The organism is Paenibacillus sp. 2KB_20, assembly GCF_052115765.1.
Taxonomy (GTDB): domain Bacteria; phylum Bacillota; class Bacilli; order Paenibacillales; family Paenibacillaceae; genus Paenibacillus_AQ.
Genome location: NZ_JBFRHH010000024.1, coordinates 1 through 18,593, shown reverse-complemented (window position 1 = coordinate 18,593; position 18,593 = coordinate 1). Strand labels below are relative to the sequence as shown.

Here is an 18,593-nt window from a genome sequence, read left to right as displayed (position 1 = left end):
TTGATGGAATATATCCGTATTACAAGCATCGACGATCCCTTGTTCCGCAAAATGCACAATCTGATGAAGGACGTGTTCCCTCCGGAAGAGGTGCTGGAATTCAGTCTATGGAAAGAACCGCTTGAGGATCCGGGTATTCGGGTCTTTGTTGCCCTGCATGAGGACGAAGTGGTGGGTACGACGGAATACCGCTATTACGAGGACTGGAATGTAGCGATGACCGATTTTACCATTATCGGGCGCGAAGGGCTTGGTATTGGCCGATTCCTGGCACAGCATCGCTTGAAGGATCTGAATCAACTGGCGGCCGCAAACGGTAAAACGTTGTTCGGCATGTTTGCCGAAATCTACGATCCATATCGGGTACAGGACTATGCATTCGGCGGGGTAAAGCCGATGGATCCGTTTGTTCGCCGCGAGGTGCTGTCACATCTTGGCTACAAACGCACGGATATCGCCTACGTTCACCCATCCTGGAATAATGATGGCGAAGCGGTGAGCGGGCTCGACTTCTGCTTCATGCCGGGTGATGATACTGTCAATGAATTGCCTGCAGAGCTGATCGTGAACTTCCTGAAACGTTACTATTCGGTGCTGCCTGAGAAACCACAAGCCTGGAACGACATGGTGGCCAAACTGGAAACGCAGGAGAAGGTATCCTTGCTCCCGCTGTAACCTATATGATAGCTCATGCCTGATTCGTAACGGATCAGGCATATTCTTGTCTAGTTACGCCCACAGCATGTGATATTTTGGTATTCTGATCGTAGAATGACCGTAACTCCCTATATTCAAACATGGAGTGTGCAGAGCCATGATCAGGCAGCTTATTTTGGCAAGGAAATCACAGGATTAAGTTATAGTGAGTGGCACAAGCAATAGGCCGAGAAATACGGGGATTGAGGATGCGGTCGGTCTTCCGGGTAAGCACGTGGATAGGCTTTTTCTTCACATTTGCTAAAATCCTCATTTGAATTGCAAGGCTATACTGGATATAGTAATACAATAGGTAAGGAAAAGAGGAACGTACATGAACGACCGAAAACAAGTGAGCATCCGTCTTCAAAGCCTTCACGAAGGGGAGAATACGATACAGGAGCTTCCGGCGGAGGCGTTTATTAAAGGGAATGTCCTGTATGTTCGCTATACAGAACCAGCGCTTGGACCGCATCAAGGGGAGACCCGGGCGATGCTTAAGCTGACGGAGGACGAGCTGAAATTGATTCGTCACGGCGAGGTGGAGTCCGAGCAGTCGTTTCGGTTAGGCCAACGATTGCCGGGGTATTACCGCTCCCCGTTCACTTCATTTAATCTCTCTACGTACACGCAGCGTCTGGAGCTAGCGCTTGAAGGCGTGTCCGGACGAGCGGCTTGGGCGTACGATTTATATGTGTCGGGCGAGTTATCGGGACACTTTTCTATTAGTTTGACTATTCAGGAGGCACATGAATCATGACAATGAATCCATTAGATCACATTAACGGGCTGGTTGCAGAAGCGGTGGCTGACGCTGCCGTTGCTGCAGGACTGGTTTCCCGTGAGGAATTGCCGGGCATAACGCTGGAAGTTCCCAAGGATAAGTCGCATGGCGACCTGGCTACGAACGTAGCGATGCAGTTGACACGAATCGCCAAGAAGAACCCGCGGCAAATTGCGGAGTCTATCTTGGAACATTTGGACATGGCGAAAGCTTCGATTGAAAAAGCAGAAATAGCCGGACCCGGATTCATTAACTTTACCTTGGACAAGGGATACCTCTATCCGATCGTTGCATTGGTAGAAGAACAGGGTGACAACTACGGACGGATTGCTACGGGCGAGGGGCAAAAGGTTCAGATGGAGTTTGTCAGCGCCAATCCCACCGGAAGTCTGCACCTGGGACATGCCCGCGGAGCAGCGGTAGGCGATGCCCTCTGCAATGTGCTTGATTTTGCAGGATACGAGGTTACGCGCGAATACTATATCAATGATGCTGGCAACCAAGTGGTGAACCTGATTAAATCCCTCGAAGCCCGTTATTTGCAGGAGCTCGGCCAGGATGCCGAAATGCCGGAAGATGGATACCACGGCGAAGATATCAAAGGGTTTGCCAAAGAGCTTGTAGCTGAGAAGGGCGAATCTTTGCTGTCCATGGATCCAGGCGAGAGAACGGCATTCCTTCGTCAGTTCGGACTTGAGAAGGAACTGGATAAAATCAAACGCGATTTGATTCGATTCCGCGTTCATTTTGACGAATGGTTTAGTGAGACATCCCTGTACGAGAATGGACTCGTGGAGAAATCCCTGGAAGAGCTGAAATCGAAGGGCGAAGCTTATGAGAAGGATGGGGCAACCTGGCTTCGTACAACTGACTATGGGGACGACAAAGACCGCGTCCTCGTGAAGAATGACGGAACTTATACTTACCTGACGCCGGATATTGCATACCACCGTAATAAATACGAGCGCGGCTATGACAAGATTCTTAATATTTGGGGAGCCGATCACCATGGTTATATTCCACGGATGAGGGCTGCTATGGAGGCACTCGGCAATGATCCAGACAAACTGATTGTATTGATCGCCCAGATGGTCAGTCTGTTCCAGGATGGCGAGAAAGTGAAGATGTCCAAGCGTACCGGTAAAGCGGTCACGATGGAAGATCTGATGGATGAAGTCGGCGTGGACGCAATCCGCTATTTCTTCACCATGCGCAGCATGGACTCGCACCTGGATTTCGATATGGATCTGGCGGTGTCTACGTCCAATGAGAATCCGGTCTTCTATGTGCAGTATGCTCACGCACGTATTTGCAGCGTATTCCGCCAAGCGGAGGAGCAAGGCGTTAACCTCCTGTCGCTTTCCGAAGTGAACCTGAGCGTTCTTACAACCGAGCATGAGTACGACATTTTGCGCAAAATAGGAGAGCTCCCGCAGGAAGTGTCGCTTGCTGCTGAGAACTATGCTCCGCACCGACTCATTCGGTATGTATATGAGCTGGCTTCCTTGTTCCACAGCTACTATCGAGCCGAGCGCGTGATTACGGAGGATGCGGATCAAACGCAGGCTCGCCTGGCTTTGCTTCGAGCTGTTCGTACGGTCATCGCTAACGTGCTTCGCCTGATGGGCGTATCAGCGCCGGAACGGATGTAATGGATTTTGCTTTAATATGTGAAAACAGCCGTCTTTCCGAGGAAAGACGGCTGTTTTTAATTTATAAACGGACATTCTTTTATAGTTGTTGAAGAATCAGTTTATAATTTCATGCCCTCACGCAAAAATTTCAAGGCATTTACCTCTCCATCGGAGGCGCTGTGTCCTTTTTTGAGCTTTAGGGGAGAGGAGGTGCGTCGCAGCAGGGCCTTAAGGGTAGCCGTTTTTTTCAGGTCGGGCTTTTGCGCAAGCAGAAGGGCAATCGCTCCGCTGACGTGGGAAGTCGCCATGGAGGTGCCACTCATCTCGTGGTATTTTCCTTGCAGCCACGCGGACACGATTTTATCTCCAGGTGCATAAATATCGACAAATTGTCCACGATTGCTAAAGGAAGGGATTTTCCGGTTGCGGTCGGTAGCTCCGACAGATATGGTTTGAGGATAACGGGCAGGATAGTCCGCGGTACGGCGTTTACCGTCATTGCCGGAGGAGGCAACAATAATGACGCCTGCTTGGTTGGCCTTGCCTACAATATCCAGCAACGTACGGCTTCGGGTCTGCATACCGAAACTCATATTAATGATATCGATCTCGGCTCGTACGCACCAGTCGATGGCCAGAATGATATCCGACACAAAGGCGGATCCGTTATAATCAAAGGCTTTGACTGGATACACTACAGATCTTGGAGCAACGCCAATCATTCCCTGTGTGCTGTTCGCAGCAGCGATGGTACCCGAAATATGTGTTCCGTGCCCATTGTCATCATATGGCGGTATGTTTCGGTGGACGAGGTTAACCCCTCGAGTCAGCGAATACTTCAGATCGGGGTGAGCGAAATCCACCCCCGTGTCGATAACGGCAATCTTCACGCGGTGTCCTGTCGAGATAGACCAGGCTTGAGGGGCTTTAATTTGCTTGATACCCCATGGGATTCCGGTTAGCGTTCCAATTGTCCCTTGTGTGGCTTGGATATGAACCCGGTCATCCTCTTCAACCATCAGTTCATTCTGAAACTCCGCTTCAAACTTCGCGGTTTGGGGAGCTGGAGCGATGATGGTTTGGGTAACCGGCGAACAGCTGACTGAACTCGGAAAACGCCTTTTCCCGACAAGTCGATTCCATTCTCGGATACATTCTTGGTACAGCTGAGGGTCATGAAACGTAAGGAGCCGCCGGTTCATTTCCCGGACGTTCCGCATAGGGTTCGTCTCTGTAAGTAGTGATTGCATGATCCGGGTGTAATCCATATGTGGCAATCTCCCTTCTCGATGAACCGTTGCTTCAGTATTGTATGAACCGGGGAGAGTGCCCGAATGGGATGTTGCCCTTTTTCCGGGAAATAGGCCCTGTTTACCGTGTCAAAGCAGCAGGGCTAACATAAGATACATGAGGAGAACATCAAGGTTCTCTTATCTAATCCCGTAAGGAGTCGATCCTTGGGGCGGGTACAGTCAGAAGACGGGGACAATTGTCTCCGTCTTTTTCCTTTTTGGTATCTGATGGGTAATGGTGCATAAAAACTTGATTTTTATTTCCAAATAGGTTTTACTTAGTTTTGATAATGGATATGTTGAGGGTATAACGTGAAGATTGTGTGAGAGGAAGTGTGCGTTAGTGAGTAATCCGCTCAATTTAAAGATCGATCCGGAGAAGATTCAGGAAATCCCAATGGTTGACCTGGCTTTTATGGTTCTGAAGGCGGCGAATACGCCGTATTATTACCGTGACCTTATGAATGAGGTGGCCAAGCTTCGTGGCTTTACGGAAAAGGAAATTAACGAAACGATTGCCCAGTTATATACCGAGATCAATATAGACGGACGTTTCGCTTGTGTAGGAACGAATCTGTGGGGACTAAAGCGCTGGTATCCGCTGGAGAAGTCCGAAGATCCGATTGCGAACGCCAAGCGTCCGCGGATCATCAATGATGAAGATGATGATGACGATGACTTCACCGATGAAGAGGAGACTTACAGCGGTGACGATGCCGAGGAGGATTTCGACAGCATCGATGACGAAGATGATGATCACGACGATCTCTTCCCGGATGATGACGATGCCGAGGACGATGTAGACGAAGAGGTTGTTCTGGATGATGACGAATTGGATGACGAGGATTCGGAATCCGAAGAGGAAGATGATCTGGAAGAGGAAGCCTTTGAGGAAGACGATAAGGATTAATCCGTCATACAGCAGGGTCTTTAGGACTTGTCTGCGCTGATAATGACTGTGTTTTACAGTGTCAGCCAATTGGGCAATTTTGAGGTTGCTTCTTCTCTTGACAAGCAGACAAGGCACAGAGTAAACTATTGCTTGGGCTTATGATTGTGGATTAAATATGTTTAATATAAAAGTGCCCCGTTATTTATTCGGGGTCACTTTTTTTGTTTTTAAGGCTCAGAAAGTGGAAACGACGCTAGCTTCTGAACCTAATAACGCTAGAGAAACTACCTTATCAAAAGCAGTCTGTCTTCTGGAAGTTTGTCGATGGACATTTTTTCTTCGGGCTGTGGAAGCATCCTTCTTGTGTGGACTGGACTTTCATGGTTTCTTGCAGTGAATATTCCAAGTTGTTTAAGATGAGGTATGGGAACCGCTCGTCTTGAAGCCTCATAACGTATGCCGGGTTAAGCGGCTCGATATGAGGATCATTTAAGCGTCAATATATGCGGTTTGTAATAGGTCGGAGGTCAGCTCGCTCACCATTTTTGGAAGCGAGCGATGCTTTTTGTTGGTCCCTCTGATGAATCAGGGGAAAACGGGTTAGGATAAACATCATATGTCGCCTGAAGTTATGGAGATTATATAGGAGGGTTTTTAACAGTGACAAAGTATATTTTTGTAACAGGCGGGGTCGTGTCATCTCTTGGTAAGGGAATTACCGCCGCTTCGCTCGGTAGATTGCTTAAGAACAGAGGGCTCAAGGTAACGATTCAGAAATTCGATCCGTACATTAATATAGATCCGGGCACCATGAGTCCTTACCAGCATGGCGAAGTATTCGTTACGGACGACGGTGCGGAAACCGACCTGGACCTGGGACACTATGAGCGCTTCATCGATATTAACCTGTCGAAGAACAGCAATGTGACAACAGGGAAAGTATACTCTTCTGTTATCAGCAAGGAACGTCGGGGAGAATATTTGGGCGGTACCGTGCAGGTAATCCCTCATATTACGAACGAAATCAAGGAGCGCGTGTTCCGTGCAGGCCGTGAAGCGGGTTCGGATGTGGTTATTACCGAAATCGGCGGTACGGTTGGCGATATCGAAAGCCTTCCTTTCCTTGAGGCTATTCGTCAGATTAAGAGTGACGTTGGCCGTGAGAACGTGATGTATATTCATGTAACCCTCATTCCATATATTAAGGCAGCCGGTGAAGTGAAAACGAAGCCGACCCAGCACAGTGTAAAAGAACTCCGCAGTATCGGCATTCAGCCGAATGTTATCGTGTGCCGTACGGAGCATGAGCTTTCAACCGAGATGAAAGCAAAAATCGCGCTCTTCTGCGACATCGACCCTAACGCGGTTGTAGAATGTCGCGATGCCTCCTCGCTGTATGAGGTACCGCTGAATCTGCGTGAAGAAGGCCTTGATGAAATTGTTGTCAATCATTTGAAATTGACCACCCCTGCGCCGGATATGAGCGAGTGGGAGGATCTGGTGGAGCGTGTATCCAAGCTGGAGAAGACCGTTGAGATTGCGATTGTCGGTAAGTATGTCGCACTGCACGATGCCTACCTCAGTGTTGTTGAATCCCTGTCTCATGCAGGCTTTGATGCTAATGCCGACGTGAAGATCCGCTGGGTGAATGCCGAAGAAATTACGGCAGACAACGTGGAAGAGGCGTTGAGTGGCATTGGCGGTATTCTTGTACCGGGTGGATTTGGAGATCGGGGTATCGAAGGCAAGATCAGCGCGATTCGTTATGCTCGCGAACGCAATATTCCATTCTTCGGCATTTGTCTTGGGATGCAAGTGTCCGTTATTGAATATGCCCGTTCGATTGTCGGCCTGAACGGCGCGAACAGCTCGGAAATTGATCCGGCTACCGAATATCCAGTCATCGACCTGCTGCCGGAGCAGAAGGATATTGAGGATCTTGGCGGAACGATGCGCCTGGGTCTGTATCCATGTAAGCTGGTTCCAGGATCGCTTGCAGAGTCCTGCTACCAGGACGAGCTGGTTTATGAAAGACATCGCCACCGGTATGAGTTCAACAACCAATACCGCGAAGATATTGAAAAAGCAGGCCTGCGTATATCCGGTACTTCTCCGGATGGACGTCTGGTAGAAATTGTAGAGCTGCCAGGACACCCTTGGTTCCTTGCTGTGCAATTCCATCCGGAATTCACGTCCCGTCCGAACCGTCCGCAGCCGCTGTTCCGTGAATTTGTAAAAGCCTCGATCCAGCATCAGGCATAATGGGAAGAGCCTCTTTTGCAGAGGCTCTTTTTTGCGTATAAAGCCGTTGTCATAACTGTGGACAGGGTAAGCTGACGTTCAGATCGGATGTCCAGAGCTCATACATCTTTTTTTCTTACTTTTTTTAGGACAGGAAGGAATTCGACATCTACAAGCGAATACAAATAATGGTCGGTTTATGGGAAAGTTAGGAACTTTCGAGTTTGCATATACTCATTGTACGATTTAAGTATCGGGGAGGTTGAAGGGATGAGCAAAGAAAGCAAACACAAAGTGCTGATTGTGGATGACCAGAATGGTATCCGCATCTTGCTTGTAGAAGTGTTCAGCAGTGAAGGATATGAGACGTTTCAAGCGGCGAATGGCAAGGCTGCACTTGAAATTGTGAAGACGCATACCCCGGATTTGGTGCTGCTGGATATGAAAATTCCTGGAATGGACGGGCTTGAGATTTTGAAGCATATTAAACAGATGAATCCGGACATTAAGGTGATCATGATGACTGCCTATGGAGAGCTTGACATGATCAAGGAAGCAACCGATCTTGGTGCGTTGATGCATTTTACCAAACCCTTTGATATTGATGAGATGCGGCAAGCCGTCAATATGCAGCTGAAAGGGACCGCCAATAATATCGGTTGAATGATGAATTCTGCTCAAAGGGCGGAATTCTTTTTTTGTCAGAATGTGAGGTCCTTCGCAGCATTTTAGGAAATGCTTGTTTAGTATTTATGACGCGATGTGGTATAATAAGTCCGTGTGTTATATCGGCTAAAAACCATAGACAAACTAAGCATCTATAGGAGGATGAAACCATGCCATTAGTATCAATGACAGACATGCTGAACAAAGCACTTGAAGGTAAATATGCTGTTGGTCAATACAACATCAATAACCTGGAGTGGACATATGCGATTCTTGAAGCGGCTGAGCAAGAGAAATCACCAGTAATTCTTGGGGTTTCCGAAGGCGCAGCTCGTTATATGGGTGGATTCAGCACCGTCGTACACATGGTAAAAGGTTTGATGGAGGACCTGAAAGTGACAATTCCTGTTGCCATTCACCTTGACCACGGTTCAAGTGTTGAGAAATGTAAAGAAGCAATCGATGCAGGATTCACTTCGGTTATGATCGATGATTCCCACAGCCCGATTGAGACGAATATTGCAACAACGAAACAAGTCGTTGAGTATGCTCATGCCAAAGGCGTTTCCGTTGAAGCTGAAGTCGGCATGGTCGGTGGACAAGAAGATGACGTCATCGGTGATGTAATGTACGCGAAGCTTGACGATTGCGTTCGCATCGTGAACGAAACGGGCATCGACACTTTGGCACCTGCGCTTGGTTCTGTTCATGGTCCTTACAAAGGCGAACCAAACCTTGGTTTCAAAGAGATGGAAGAGATTCGCAATGCTGTGAAACTTCCGTTGGTGCTTCATGGTGGTACAGGCATCCCGACGCATGACATCAAGAAAGCTATCTCCTTGGGTACTTCCAAAATCAACGTGAACACCGAGAACCAAATTTCGTTCTCTAAAGTTGTTCGTGAAGTGCTTGCTGCTAAACCAGAAGCTTACGATCCACGCACATTCCTGAAACCAGGCCGTGAGGCAATCAAGGAAACTGTGGTTGGCAAAATCCGTGAGTTTGGTTCCAACAATCAAGCCTAATAAAGTCGCTTGTAGTCCTAGTGGCCACAACATGATGATTGGAATCACCTAAGATATTTAGGCTGTCTTATGCTGTAGTATACAATGAAATGGAAAGCACACCGCATAGCCGGTGTTTTTCCATTTCATTTATTAAGTATCAAAAGTACAAGCGGGTTGTGAGCTTCACAACCGGATAATCGAGAACAAAAAAGAACGCAAAATGCGGTCTGTCATCCTTTAGGAACGTCGATAAGACGTTTTTCTTGTATGACGGCCATCAGAACCATTTCCGGCTGCGAAGTGATGTAGGGGGACCCGAAAGCTTATGGAAAAATTGATGATCAGCGGTGGACGCCCACTGCGAGGTACTGTAACAATCAGTGGTGCCAAAAACAGTGCTATTGCGTTAATTCCCGCCGCAATCCTGGCGGAATCGGAAGTCGTACTTGATAATTTGCCGCTTCTCAGCGATGTGGCTGTATATGCTGAGATTTTGGAAGAATTGGGCGGGCAAGTTTCATGGGAAGGCAATCAGATGAGAATTGACCCTTCTGATATCAAATCTATTCCGATGCCTAACGGACCCGTTAAGAAACTGCGCGCGTCCTACTATATGATGGGCGCCATGCTTGGAAGATTTAAAGAAGCCGTGATCGGCCTGCCGGGCGGCTGTAATTTTGAACCTCGTCCCATCGATCAGCACATCAAGGGTTTTGAAGCGCTTGGCGCAACCGTCACCAATGAACACGGTTCGATTCATCTGCATGCCAAAGAGCTGCGGGGCGCGAAGATCTATCTGGATGTGAGCAGTGTTGGTGCAACGATTAATATTATGCTGGCGGCTGCTAAGGCCAAAGGCTCCACAATTATTGAAAATGCGGCGAAAGAGCCTGAAATTATAGATGTTGCAACACTTTTGAATTCCATGGGAGCTGTCATTAAGGGCGCCGGAACGGAAACGATACGGATTGAAGGCGTAACTGAGATGCATGGCTGCCGACATTCCATTATTCCAGACCGGATTCAGGCCGGTACATATATGATTGCTGCCGCAGCTACACGCGGCGATGTTCTGATTGACAATGTCATCCCGAAACATCTTGAAGCCCTTACGGCCAAGCTGATCGAGATGGGTGTTGGTATTGAGGAGCTGGACGAAAGCATTCGCGTGATCGGTAAGGATCGATACCAGCATGTGGACGTTAAGGCGCTTATATATCCTGGATTTGCAACGGATTTGCAATCACCGATGACCAGCCTGCTTACGCAAGCGGAAGGCGTCAGTGTCCTTAGTGATTTTGTATATAGCAACCGATTTAAACATGTTCCGGAGTTAGTTCGCATGGGCGCCAAGATCCGCGTGGAGGGACGCTCTGCTATTATAGAAGGCGGTCCGCTGAACGCAGCCAAAGTCAAAGCGACCGACCTGCGCGCAGGCGCGGCTCTTGTCATTGCTGGACTAACCGTACCCGAAGGGGTAACGGAGGTAAGTGGCGTAGAATTCATTGACCGCGGCTATGACCATCTGGTATCCAATCTGCGTATGCTGGGTGCCGACGTATGGCGTGAGACTGAGGAAGAATGATTTTTTTACCAAAACGAGGGAAATGTGTGGGTAAAACTGCATATCTCCCTCTGATTTGGGTAATGCTCCTAGTAAAGCTCTCATAGAATAATAGACTACATGCAGCAGGACTTGCTGTGACAGAAACAAATAATTGAATAGGTGGTTATTGAATGGATTTACAAATAGCCGATTTGGAAGGCATGAAGCTGACGGATCTGTATAAGCTGGCCAAAAAGTATCAGATCCCTTATTATGGCCAGTTGAAGAAAAAAGAATTGATATTTGCCATTCTCCGGGCGCAGGCCGAACAGAGCGGCTTGATGTTCATGGAGGGCGTACTTGAGATTTTGCCAGAAGGTTACGGTTTTCTTAGACCGATCAACTATTTACCGAGCACGGAGGACATCTACATTTCGGCCTCCCAGATTCGTAAATTTGATTTAAGGACCGGAGATTTGGTTTCGGGCAAATGCCGGACACCTAAAGAGAACGAACGTTACTTCGGGCTGCTGCAGGTCAACGCCGTGAATGGTGAGAATCCTGCCGTCGCAGCGGAACGATTGCACTTCCCAGCCTTGACTCCTCTATATCCGCAAGAAAAGCTTGTTCTTGAAACATCCCCTAATCAGTTGTCAACCCGAATTATGGATCTGCTTGCACCTGTAGGTTTAGGACAACGCGGTTTAATCGTAGCACCGCCAAAAGCAGGGAAAACGCTCCTCTTAAAAGAAATCGCCAACAGCATCTCAACCAACAATCCAGAGATTGAACTGTTTGTTTTACTCATCGATGAACGGCCTGAAGAAGTGACGGATATGCAGCGTTCCGTTAAGGGCGAGGTGGTTGCTTCTACTTTTGACGAGCTTCCGGAGAACCATATTAAAGTGGCGGAACTGGTATTGTCCCGTGCCTTGCGGTTGGTGGAGCATAAGAAGGACGTTGTTATATTGCTGGACAGCATCACCCGTCTTGCCCGTGCGTACAACCTGGTCATTCCTCCGTCCGGCAGAACGCTGAGCGGCGGTATTGATCCTGCGGCATTCCATCGTCCGAAACGTTTCTTCGGTTCGGCGCGTAACGTGGAGGAAGGCGGAAGTTTGACGATTCTGGCTACAGCCTTGGTTGAAACCGGATCGCGGATGGATGACATTATTTATGAGGAATTTAAAGGGACAGGCAACATGGAGCTGCATCTGGACCGCCGCTTTGCGGAACGCCGTATTTTTCCGGCGATCGACATTCGCCGCTCTGGCACCCGGCGTGAAGAGGTGCTGCTGAACAAAGATGAATTGGATACCATTTGGGCGATCCGTAAAAATATGAACGACTCTGCTGACTTTGTGGAAGGATTCCTCAAAAAAATGCGTGACAGCAAGAATAACGCGGAGTTCTTGGCATCATTTGATGTGAATGCCAATAACGGGAGCGGAACCGGGACTCAGAGCCAGACAGCTAGACGCCCATCGCGCGCATCGGCTGCGACGGCCCCTCAGAGCTAAATCCTGAATCAACCGGAGAATAGGAGATCAACATGTATTTGGTTTATGCAGATGAGCAAGGGAATGTTTATGATCATTCTGATCTGTTTGGGCTTGCCCGCAGCGGAGATATGATCGTTGAGATATTGGATGATGAATTAATCCCTTTGCCAGAGGGGGCTACATTGGTCGGACTACCGAGCACCCGAGCGATCGGAATGGATCCAGAGACTGGTGATATGATGCCGCTTGAGGACGGGTACACTGCTGTCGGAGCGCTGTTGCCGCAAGGCTATACCCGGTTGTGCTTGCCAGGATACGTGAAGTCGGACAAGGAATATAAGCTGCCGCTATTTGGTTACTCGGCGGTGGTATGGAAGGATGGCGCTTTCTATACAACAGCGCGTTTATCCGATGACCCGGAGAAGTGGAACCCGGTGAACTGCGATCTGAACGATCTTGAGCTTGGGGTTAAGACGCTGAAGGAGAAATATCCGGAGAATCGGCTCTATGAGCATCTGTCTAACTGTGCATTAGGATATGAATGCCTGACGGCATCCAATACCTTCCTGAATCGCTGGGAAGGCGCTGTTCCTGTATCGTACTCTTGCAATGCCGGTTGCTTCGGTTGTATTTCGGAACAGCCGGATGACAGCGGCTTTGTCTCGCCACAGACCCGTATGAACTTCCGTCCGAGAGTGGATGAGTTGGTGCAGGTCATGCTGGAGCATCTGAAGACACCGGAGTCGATCATCAGCTTTGGCCAAGGTTGTGAGGGAGAACCCTCCACGCAGGCGAAGATCATTATAGAAGCCATGAGAGAAGTTCGGGCACAGACTGATATGGGATACATCAATATTAATACCAATGCGGGATTAACTGATTTTATCCGTGGTATCGTGGATGCGGGTCTTGATCTGATGAGGGTCAGTACGATCAGTGCATTGGATGATCATTATAACGCATACTACAAGCCAAGGGGCTATACGCTGGCCAATGTGGAGAAATCTCTTCGTTATGCAACCGATCAAGGTGTATATACCTCCATCAACTATCTGATCTTCCCGGGCGTAACTGATCGCGAGGAAGAGCTGGAAGCCATGATTGAGTTTGCCCGCCGCACGGATCTCAAATTGATTCAGCTCCGCAATCTCAACATTGACCCTGAGAGCTATCTCGAGCTTATTCCGCCTGCACAAGGCGAGATTCTGGGGATGAAGCAGGCGATTGAGATTATGCAGGAGGAGCTGCCAGATGTGGTGATTGGCTCCTATACGCATGTGCCACCTGCAGGACAGGCAAGACCGAAGAAGAGACCATCGATTATTTAACAGAACCGTACTGAACATCGGATGTGTTAAAAACAGGTTGAAATTCCAATTGTGGACTTGTCTGATGATTTGTGTATGAGCTATTGCGCATTCATTTTGCTCGTGATATACTCCATTTATGTGTCCATATAACTCTGGGTCCGCATGAGGCTCAGGGCGGAAAGAGGTGAAAGCTACAATGAAACAAGATATTCAACCGAAATATCACGTTACTACAGTTACTTGTGCTTGCGGTAATACGTTTGAAACAGGTTCTGTAAAACCAGATCTTCGTGTAGAGATTTGCTCGAACTGTCATCCGTTCTTCACAGGTAAACAGAAATTCCTGGATGCTGGCGGTCGTGTTGATAGATTCAAGAAGAAATACGGTATCTAATAAACAAACCCTTCGCCCTTGTGGTCGGAGGGTTTTTGTCTGTTTACAGGGCTGGTGGAGTATGCAACTTCTTCCGTCGGTTGCTTTTTTGATAGCCATGCGATATACTAAAGTTCGCCGTGCTAGACGGGGAGGTAGCGGTGCCCTGTAACTCGCAATCCGCTGTAGCGAGGTTGAATTCCTGTTAGAGGTATTGTCGATGTGAGGCTGGTCCCTGCGCTCAACGTTGACGGTTGGGTCCTCCGCAATGAGCACTTGTGAACCTGGTCAGGTCCGGAAGGAAGCAGCCATAAGCAAGATCGCTTTTGTGCCGGAGGGGTGCCTAGCCCGAGTTGTTGCTCAGGATTGCCGCTCGGATCGCAATTATCAATAACAGGTGCACGGTATACATATCTGCACATAACACCTTTGCCATATTGGCAAGGGTGTTTTTTGTCGAAACGGCTATCCATTCAAGCTGATCCTTCATGTGCACTTTGGATAAAGTTTTCCAAGTAAACGTTTTGCTAAGGCAGGGGAAAGTAGTATAGAATGTAGTATAATATAACCGTTAAACTCACGCCTTTTTGGCTGGGAATGACCATGAATGCAACAGTAAAGCACGCGAGGATCGGGTTTAGTATAAACTTAAGGTTTTCTCGATCTCGTGAAGTGGAAGTTGAAAGAGGGTAAAGCACAGTGGAACATATCGCGTTATATCGTGCTTGGCGACCACAGTCGTTCGGCGACATGGTGGGCCAGCAGCATATTATCCAGACCCTGCAGAATGCCATTCGCGAGCAGCGGGTTTCCCATGCCTACCTGTTCAGCGGTCCACGGGGTACGGGCAAGACCAGTGCCGCTAAAATTTTGGCCAAAGCCGTGAACTGCGAGCATGGTCCGGCTGAGGAACCCTGCAATGAATGCGAGGCCTGCCGGCGTATAACGTCCGGAGCCGTCATGGATGTTCAGGAGATCGATGCTGCATCCAACCGCGGTGTCGAAGAAATCCGTGATTTGCGGGAGAAAGTCAAATACGCACCGACCGAGGTGCGGCGTAAGGTTTATATTATCGATGAAGTACACATGCTGACGACGGAAGCGTTCAATGCCTTATTGAAAACGCTGGAGGAACCGCCGGCACACGTGATGTTTATACTAGCGACAACAGAGCCCCACAGGCTTCCGGCAACGATCATCTCACGCTGTCAACGGTTTGACTTCCGGAGGGTTTCCTTGGACGAACAGACCGGGCGTCTGGAGCAGATTTGCGGAGAAGAAGGCATTACGGCAGAGCCTGAAGCATTGCAGTATATCGCACGTCTATCGGATGGCGGTATGCGGGATGCACTGAGCATTCTAGATCAGATTGCCTCCTTCACAGGAGGCACGGTATCTTACCAGCAGGTCATGGACATGACGGGCGGGATTGCCTCGGAGCAGTTTGGCCGTCTGGCCAGTGCCGTGAAACAGGGGGATGCCGGACTTGTGCTGCAGATCGTGGAGCAATTCATGCAGGAGGGGAAAAGTGCAGATAAATGCATGGAGAATCTCCTGTATTATTTCCGCGATTTGCTGATGATCAAGATGGTTCCTAGCGCCGATAAGCTGACCGACCGGGTTTTGAATCCGGCAGAGTTTCAGGAGATGGCGAATGCCTTCAGCCGAGACGAACTATTTCAAATGATCGATACGCTGAACCGGTATCAGAGTGAGATGAAATACGCCTCGCAGCCGCAGACTCTGTTTGAGGTGGCATTGCTCAAGCTTTCCGGTATAACTCAATCAGCGGGTGGGGCCAGAGCTCAGAATACAGCCGATGCGGGGGAGCTCGCTCAGCTGAAGCAGCATGTAGCCTCACTTGAGAAAAAGCTGGAGCGACTGATACAAAACGGCGTTCCTGCATCTGGTCAACGTGAACCGGCCAAGTCCACCCGTACACCGGCACCGAAAGCAGCTTCATCAGCCAAGATCCCGCAGCATATGGATCAGTATATATCTTGCCGAACGGGGGAGGATTATACTTCTGTTCATCGACAGTGGGCCCAAATTCTGCAGAATGTGAAAGAGGAGAAGGTGACGGTCCACGCTTGGCTGATGGATGGAGAACCTGTGTCCGTATGGGAAGACAAGGTTCTTGTCGCTTTTAAAAACAACATCCACCGCGAAACCACGGAGAAACCTGCCAACAAACAGGTGATTGAAGGGGTTCTTGAGTCCACGCTTGGCAAGCCGTATCATCTGGTTACCATGATGCTTCGTGACTGGAGTGACGCGGTAGAAGGAGTGGGCAAGCCTCAGGCAGAAGAGCTTAAGCTTGAGCATGAAGAAGCCGAGGCCGGTGGGGAGAAACCATGGATTGATGAGGCGATCCAGTTGTTTGGAGAAGACCTCGTTGTCATAAAAGACTAGCACGTCTCTACGTGCACCCTATTATAAGGAGAGATGAATCATGAATAATATGAACCAAATGATGAAGCAAGTGAAAAAGATGCAGGAGCAAATGCTGAAGGCTCAGGAAGAGCTCGCTACGAAAACCGTTGAAGGAACTTCCGGCGGTGGCGTGGTTACCGTGGAAGCGAATGGACATAAACAAATTTTGTCCATCAACATCAAGCCTGAGGCGGTTGACCCGGATGATGTGGAAATGCTGCAGGATCTGGTACTGACTGCGGTTAACGATGCACTTGCCAAGGCTGAAGAAATCGCAAATGCTGATATGGGCAAATTCACAGGCGGCATGAAAATTCCGGGCTTGTTCTAATCTAACCTAGAAGGAGTAGTTACATTTGTACTATCCTGAACCGATCGCGAAGCTCATCGACGCCTTTACGCGACTGCCGGGTGTGGGGCCGAAGACGGCCGCCCGCCTGGCTTTTCATGTTCTGAACATGAAGGAAGATGACGTTATTGATTTTGCCAAAGCGCTAGTCAGTGTCAAAAGGAATCTGCACTACTGCTCCGTCTGCTGCAACATCACCGATACGGATCCATGCCGGGTATGTCAGGACAAGACCCGGGATGCTTCGACCATCTGCGTTGTACAGGATGCCAAGGATCTTGTGGCGATGGAGCGTACGAAGGAATTCGATGGCTACTATCATGTCCTCCACGGAGCCATATCTCCGATGGAAGGGATCGGACCGGATGAAATCCGTCTGAAGGAGCTGCTGACACGTCTTAGCGATGAGAGAGTGAAAGAGCTGATTCTGGCCACGAATGCCAATATCGAAGGAGAGGCAACGGCGATGTACATATCGCGTTTGGTCCGTCCTTTTGACATTAAGGTGACCCGAATTGCCCATGGACTGCCTGTTGGCGGTGACTTGGAGTATGCAGATGAAGTGACTTTATCCAAGGCACTCGAGGGCCGAAGAGAACTGAACTGATATTTTGTGATTCCTGCAACATCTATTTGAGATTTGAAAGCATATATACGCGAACGAGCATCGGAAGAGATTCTGATGGCTCGTTTTTTTATTTATTACATCGTGCAAAAGTAGAGGGTGGAAGAGTTCTTTTGGTTCTAAGTTTGTCCCTCTCTCGATATGAATGTTACAGATGGTCTTATTAAGGGCAGTGTTAATCATTCATATTCATAGGGAGTGAACGTGATGAAGATATGGTGGAAGCAGTCGAAGAAGCAAGAGGAGGAAACGTATATCACGGCAGAGGATCAGGAACGGATGTGGCACGTATTCCTGGATGTCCAGAGGTCCCAGATGGAGTGGGAGCGGGCGCACTTGCTGTTTCAAGAGGCTACGGGGCAGGATCAGATTGATTATGCGATTTATATGCTGGAGGCAGCGGAGCGCAAATACCAGATGAATCTCAAACAGGCCAAGCAGCTCAATCTGGATGGAGCGAGGATGCAATATATCGAGCAAAAAAGAGAGAATGGCTAACCGAAAGATGAGAGAATCCATAATGACTTAAAGGAGGGTAACTATGAAATTGATTGTTCTGGGCACGCTTTGCATATCGCTCTTACTGCTTATCTATGTTGTGTTTAGAAATAAGCTCGGGCTGGGATGGTTAACCGTATTCGGTGCCCATCTTGCTCTCTCGGCAGTGGCTATCTATGTTGTGAATTTCTCGGGATTGGCGGCCGAAACGTATATTCCACTGAACCCGATGACCATAGGAACCGTCATGGTTCTGGGCTTGCCGGGCGTGGCCCTTCTTGTTGGATTAAAAATAACGATATTAGGTAGTTGACGCAGCCTTATATTCTATGATACATTAATGTTCGCCCGTTTGATTCTGGGTGATAGAGATTCACCGGTCAGGTAGACAATTGGTTGAAAAAATAATCAAAAAAACTTCTTGACCAACAGCAAGCTAGTATGATATATTATAAAAGTCGCCGCTGAGATGCGGATGACAAACAAAAAATGATTGATCTTTGAAAACTGAACAACGAGTGAGTAAGGATTTCACTAATGAAATCCATTGCGAAATCATCATTACAAGCCCTGGTTTGTTGGATGACGGAGCATAAAGAGAATTGAACAAATTCTCGTCAGTTAAGAAATGAGCAAGTCAAACACTTTATTGGAGAGTTTGATCCTGGCTCAGGACGAACGCTGGCGGCGTGCCTAATACATGCAAGTCGAGCGGACTTGATGGAGTGCTTGCACTCCTGAGAGT

The 18,593-nt window shown here is 48.6% G+C and carries 17 protein-coding genes, 1 rRNA gene and 1 other RNA gene; 18 read left to right on the top strand and 1 reads right to left on the bottom strand.

Annotated features, from left to right (window positions below; translation table 11 throughout):
* Positions 1 to 3 precede the first annotated feature (3 nt).
* From AB4124_RS32730 to argS, 3 genes are all read left to right on the top strand, one after another.
* Entirely contained in the window at positions 4 to 675 is a 672-nt protein-coding gene (locus AB4124_RS32730) for a GNAT family N-acetyltransferase (protein ID WP_076326386.1), read from the top strand.
* Positions 676 to 1,030: 355 nt separating this feature from the next.
* Positions 1,031 to 1,456 (top strand): DUF1934 domain-containing protein, encoded by a 426-nt coding sequence (locus AB4124_RS32725; protein WP_076326387.1) that lies wholly within the window; start codon positions 1,031 to 1,033, stop codon positions 1,454 to 1,456.
* Positions 1,453 to 3,132, top strand: coding sequence for an arginine--tRNA ligase (argS, locus tag AB4124_RS32720; RefSeq protein WP_441975334.1), 1,680 nt, complete (start codon positions 1,453 to 1,455; stop codon positions 3,130 to 3,132). The genes AB4124_RS32725 and argS overlap by 4 nt, the downstream gene beginning before the upstream one ends.
* Positions 3,133 to 3,233: 101 nt before the next feature.
* Here argS and AB4124_RS32715 read toward each other — a convergent pair whose 3' ends face one another.
* A complete protein-coding gene (locus AB4124_RS32715; protein ID WP_076326389.1) occupies positions 3,234 to 4,382 on the bottom strand; it encodes a S8 family peptidase in 1,149 nt (382 codons plus the stop codon).
* A gap of 367 nt (positions 4,383 to 4,749) precedes the next feature.
* On the opposite strand from AB4124_RS32715, the gene rpoE reads away from it, so the two are divergent.
* The 15 genes from rpoE to AB4124_RS32640 all read left to right on the top strand — a co-directional run.
* A complete protein-coding gene (gene rpoE / locus AB4124_RS32710; protein ID WP_076326390.1) occupies positions 4,750 to 5,316 on the top strand; it encodes a DNA-directed RNA polymerase subunit delta in 567 nt (188 codons plus the stop codon).
* 642 nt (positions 5,317 to 5,958) lie between these two features.
* Positions 5,959 to 7,560, top strand: a complete 1,602-nt coding sequence (locus AB4124_RS32705; RefSeq protein WP_071221150.1) for a CTP synthase — start codon at positions 5,959 to 5,961, stop codon at positions 7,558 to 7,560.
* A 249-nt stretch (positions 7,561 to 7,809) separates the two neighbouring features.
* Positions 7,810 to 8,202, top strand: coding sequence for a response regulator (locus tag AB4124_RS32700; protein ID WP_339269290.1), 393 nt, complete (start codon positions 7,810 to 7,812; stop codon positions 8,200 to 8,202).
* 173 nt (positions 8,203 to 8,375) lie between these two features.
* A complete protein-coding gene (gene fba, locus AB4124_RS32695; RefSeq protein ID WP_441975333.1) occupies positions 8,376 to 9,230 on the top strand; it encodes a class II fructose-1,6-bisphosphate aldolase in 855 nt (284 codons plus the stop codon).
* Between the two features lie 307 nt (positions 9,231 to 9,537).
* Positions 9,538 to 10,797: a UDP-N-acetylglucosamine 1-carboxyvinyltransferase gene (locus tag AB4124_RS32690; protein ID WP_071222334.1), complete on the top strand. Its 1,260-nt coding sequence runs from the start codon at positions 9,538 to 9,540 to the stop codon at positions 10,795 to 10,797.
* A gap of 152 nt (positions 10,798 to 10,949) precedes the next feature.
* On the top strand, positions 10,950 to 12,278 hold the full coding sequence (gene rho / locus AB4124_RS32685) for a transcription termination factor Rho (RefSeq protein WP_071222335.1): 1,329 nt from the start codon (positions 10,950 to 10,952) through the stop codon (positions 12,276 to 12,278).
* A 32-nt stretch (positions 12,279 to 12,310) separates the two neighbouring features.
* Positions 12,311 to 13,588, top strand: coding sequence for a radical SAM protein (locus AB4124_RS32680; RefSeq protein ID WP_430183391.1), 1,278 nt, complete (start codon positions 12,311 to 12,313; stop codon positions 13,586 to 13,588).
* A gap of 178 nt (positions 13,589 to 13,766) precedes the next feature.
* Positions 13,767 to 13,964 carry a 50S ribosomal protein L31 gene (gene rpmE / locus AB4124_RS32675; RefSeq protein WP_006207505.1) on the top strand — a complete coding sequence of 66 codons (198 nt, stop codon included), beginning with the start codon at positions 13,767 to 13,769 and terminating at the stop codon, positions 13,962 to 13,964.
* Positions 13,965 to 14,081: 117 nt separating this feature from the next.
* Positions 14,082 to 14,348, top strand: an RNA gene (ffs, locus tag AB4124_RS32670) — signal recognition particle sRNA large type.
* A gap of 294 nt (positions 14,349 to 14,642) precedes the next feature.
* Positions 14,643 to 16,355 (top strand): DNA polymerase III subunit gamma/tau, encoded by a 1,713-nt coding sequence (dnaX, locus tag AB4124_RS32665; protein ID WP_098741282.1) that lies wholly within the window; start codon positions 14,643 to 14,645, stop codon positions 16,353 to 16,355.
* Positions 16,356 to 16,395: 40 nt separating this feature from the next.
* The gene (locus tag AB4124_RS32660; RefSeq protein WP_009595540.1) at positions 16,396 to 16,707 is read left to right on the top strand and encodes a YbaB/EbfC family nucleoid-associated protein; all 312 of its coding nucleotides are present in this window, start codon (positions 16,396 to 16,398) and stop codon (positions 16,705 to 16,707) included.
* Positions 16,708 to 16,732: 25 nt separating this feature from the next.
* A complete protein-coding gene (gene recR, locus AB4124_RS32655) occupies positions 16,733 to 17,332 on the top strand; it encodes a recombination mediator RecR (RefSeq protein WP_071222338.1) in 600 nt (199 codons plus the stop codon).
* A 225-nt stretch (positions 17,333 to 17,557) separates the two neighbouring features.
* The gene (locus tag AB4124_RS32650; protein WP_076326395.1) at positions 17,558 to 17,848 is read left to right on the top strand and encodes a hypothetical protein; all 291 of its coding nucleotides are present in this window, start codon (positions 17,558 to 17,560) and stop codon (positions 17,846 to 17,848) included.
* A 43-nt stretch (positions 17,849 to 17,891) separates the two neighbouring features.
* Positions 17,892 to 18,161, top strand: a complete 270-nt coding sequence (locus tag AB4124_RS32645; RefSeq protein WP_076326396.1) for a pro-sigmaK processing inhibitor BofA family protein — start codon at positions 17,892 to 17,894, stop codon at positions 18,159 to 18,161.
* Between the two features lie 333 nt (positions 18,162 to 18,494).
* A 16S ribosomal RNA gene (locus tag AB4124_RS32640) occupies positions 18,495 to 18,593 on the top strand; the annotation flags it as partial.

Bases quoted from the DNA above. Each gene is read 5' to 3' on its own strand.
- AB4124_RS32730 (WP_076326386.1), top strand. From the start codon at position 4: ATGGAATATATCCGTATTACAAGCATCGACGATCCCTTGTTCCGCAAA.
- AB4124_RS32725 (WP_076326387.1), top strand. From the start codon at position 1,031: ATGAACGACCGAAAACAAGTGAGCATCCGTCTTCAAAGCCTTCACGAA.
- argS (WP_441975334.1), top strand. From the start codon at position 1,453: ATGACAATGAATCCATTAGATCACATTAACGGGCTGGTTGCAGAAGCG.
- AB4124_RS32715 (WP_076326389.1), bottom strand. From the start codon at position 4,382: ATGGATTACACCCGGATCATGCAATCACTACTTACAGAGACGAACCCT.
- AB4124_RS32700 (WP_339269290.1), top strand. From the start codon at position 7,810: ATGAGCAAAGAAAGCAAACACAAAGTGCTGATTGTGGATGACCAGAAT.
- fba (WP_441975333.1), top strand. From the start codon at position 8,376: ATGCCATTAGTATCAATGACAGACATGCTGAACAAAGCACTTGAAGGT.
- AB4124_RS32690 (WP_071222334.1), top strand. From the start codon at position 9,538: ATGGAAAAATTGATGATCAGCGGTGGACGCCCACTGCGAGGTACTGTA.
- rho (WP_071222335.1), top strand. From the start codon at position 10,950: ATGGATTTACAAATAGCCGATTTGGAAGGCATGAAGCTGACGGATCTG.
- AB4124_RS32680 (WP_430183391.1), top strand. From the start codon at position 12,311: ATGTATTTGGTTTATGCAGATGAGCAAGGGAATGTTTATGATCATTCT.
- rpmE (WP_006207505.1), top strand. From the start codon at position 13,767: ATGAAACAAGATATTCAACCGAAATATCACGTTACTACAGTTACTTGT.
- AB4124_RS32660 (WP_009595540.1), top strand. From the start codon at position 16,396: ATGAATAATATGAACCAAATGATGAAGCAAGTGAAAAAGATGCAGGAG.
- AB4124_RS32650 (WP_076326395.1), top strand. From the start codon at position 17,558: ATGAAGATATGGTGGAAGCAGTCGAAGAAGCAAGAGGAGGAAACGTAT.
- AB4124_RS32645 (WP_076326396.1), top strand. From the start codon at position 17,892: ATGAAATTGATTGTTCTGGGCACGCTTTGCATATCGCTCTTACTGCTT.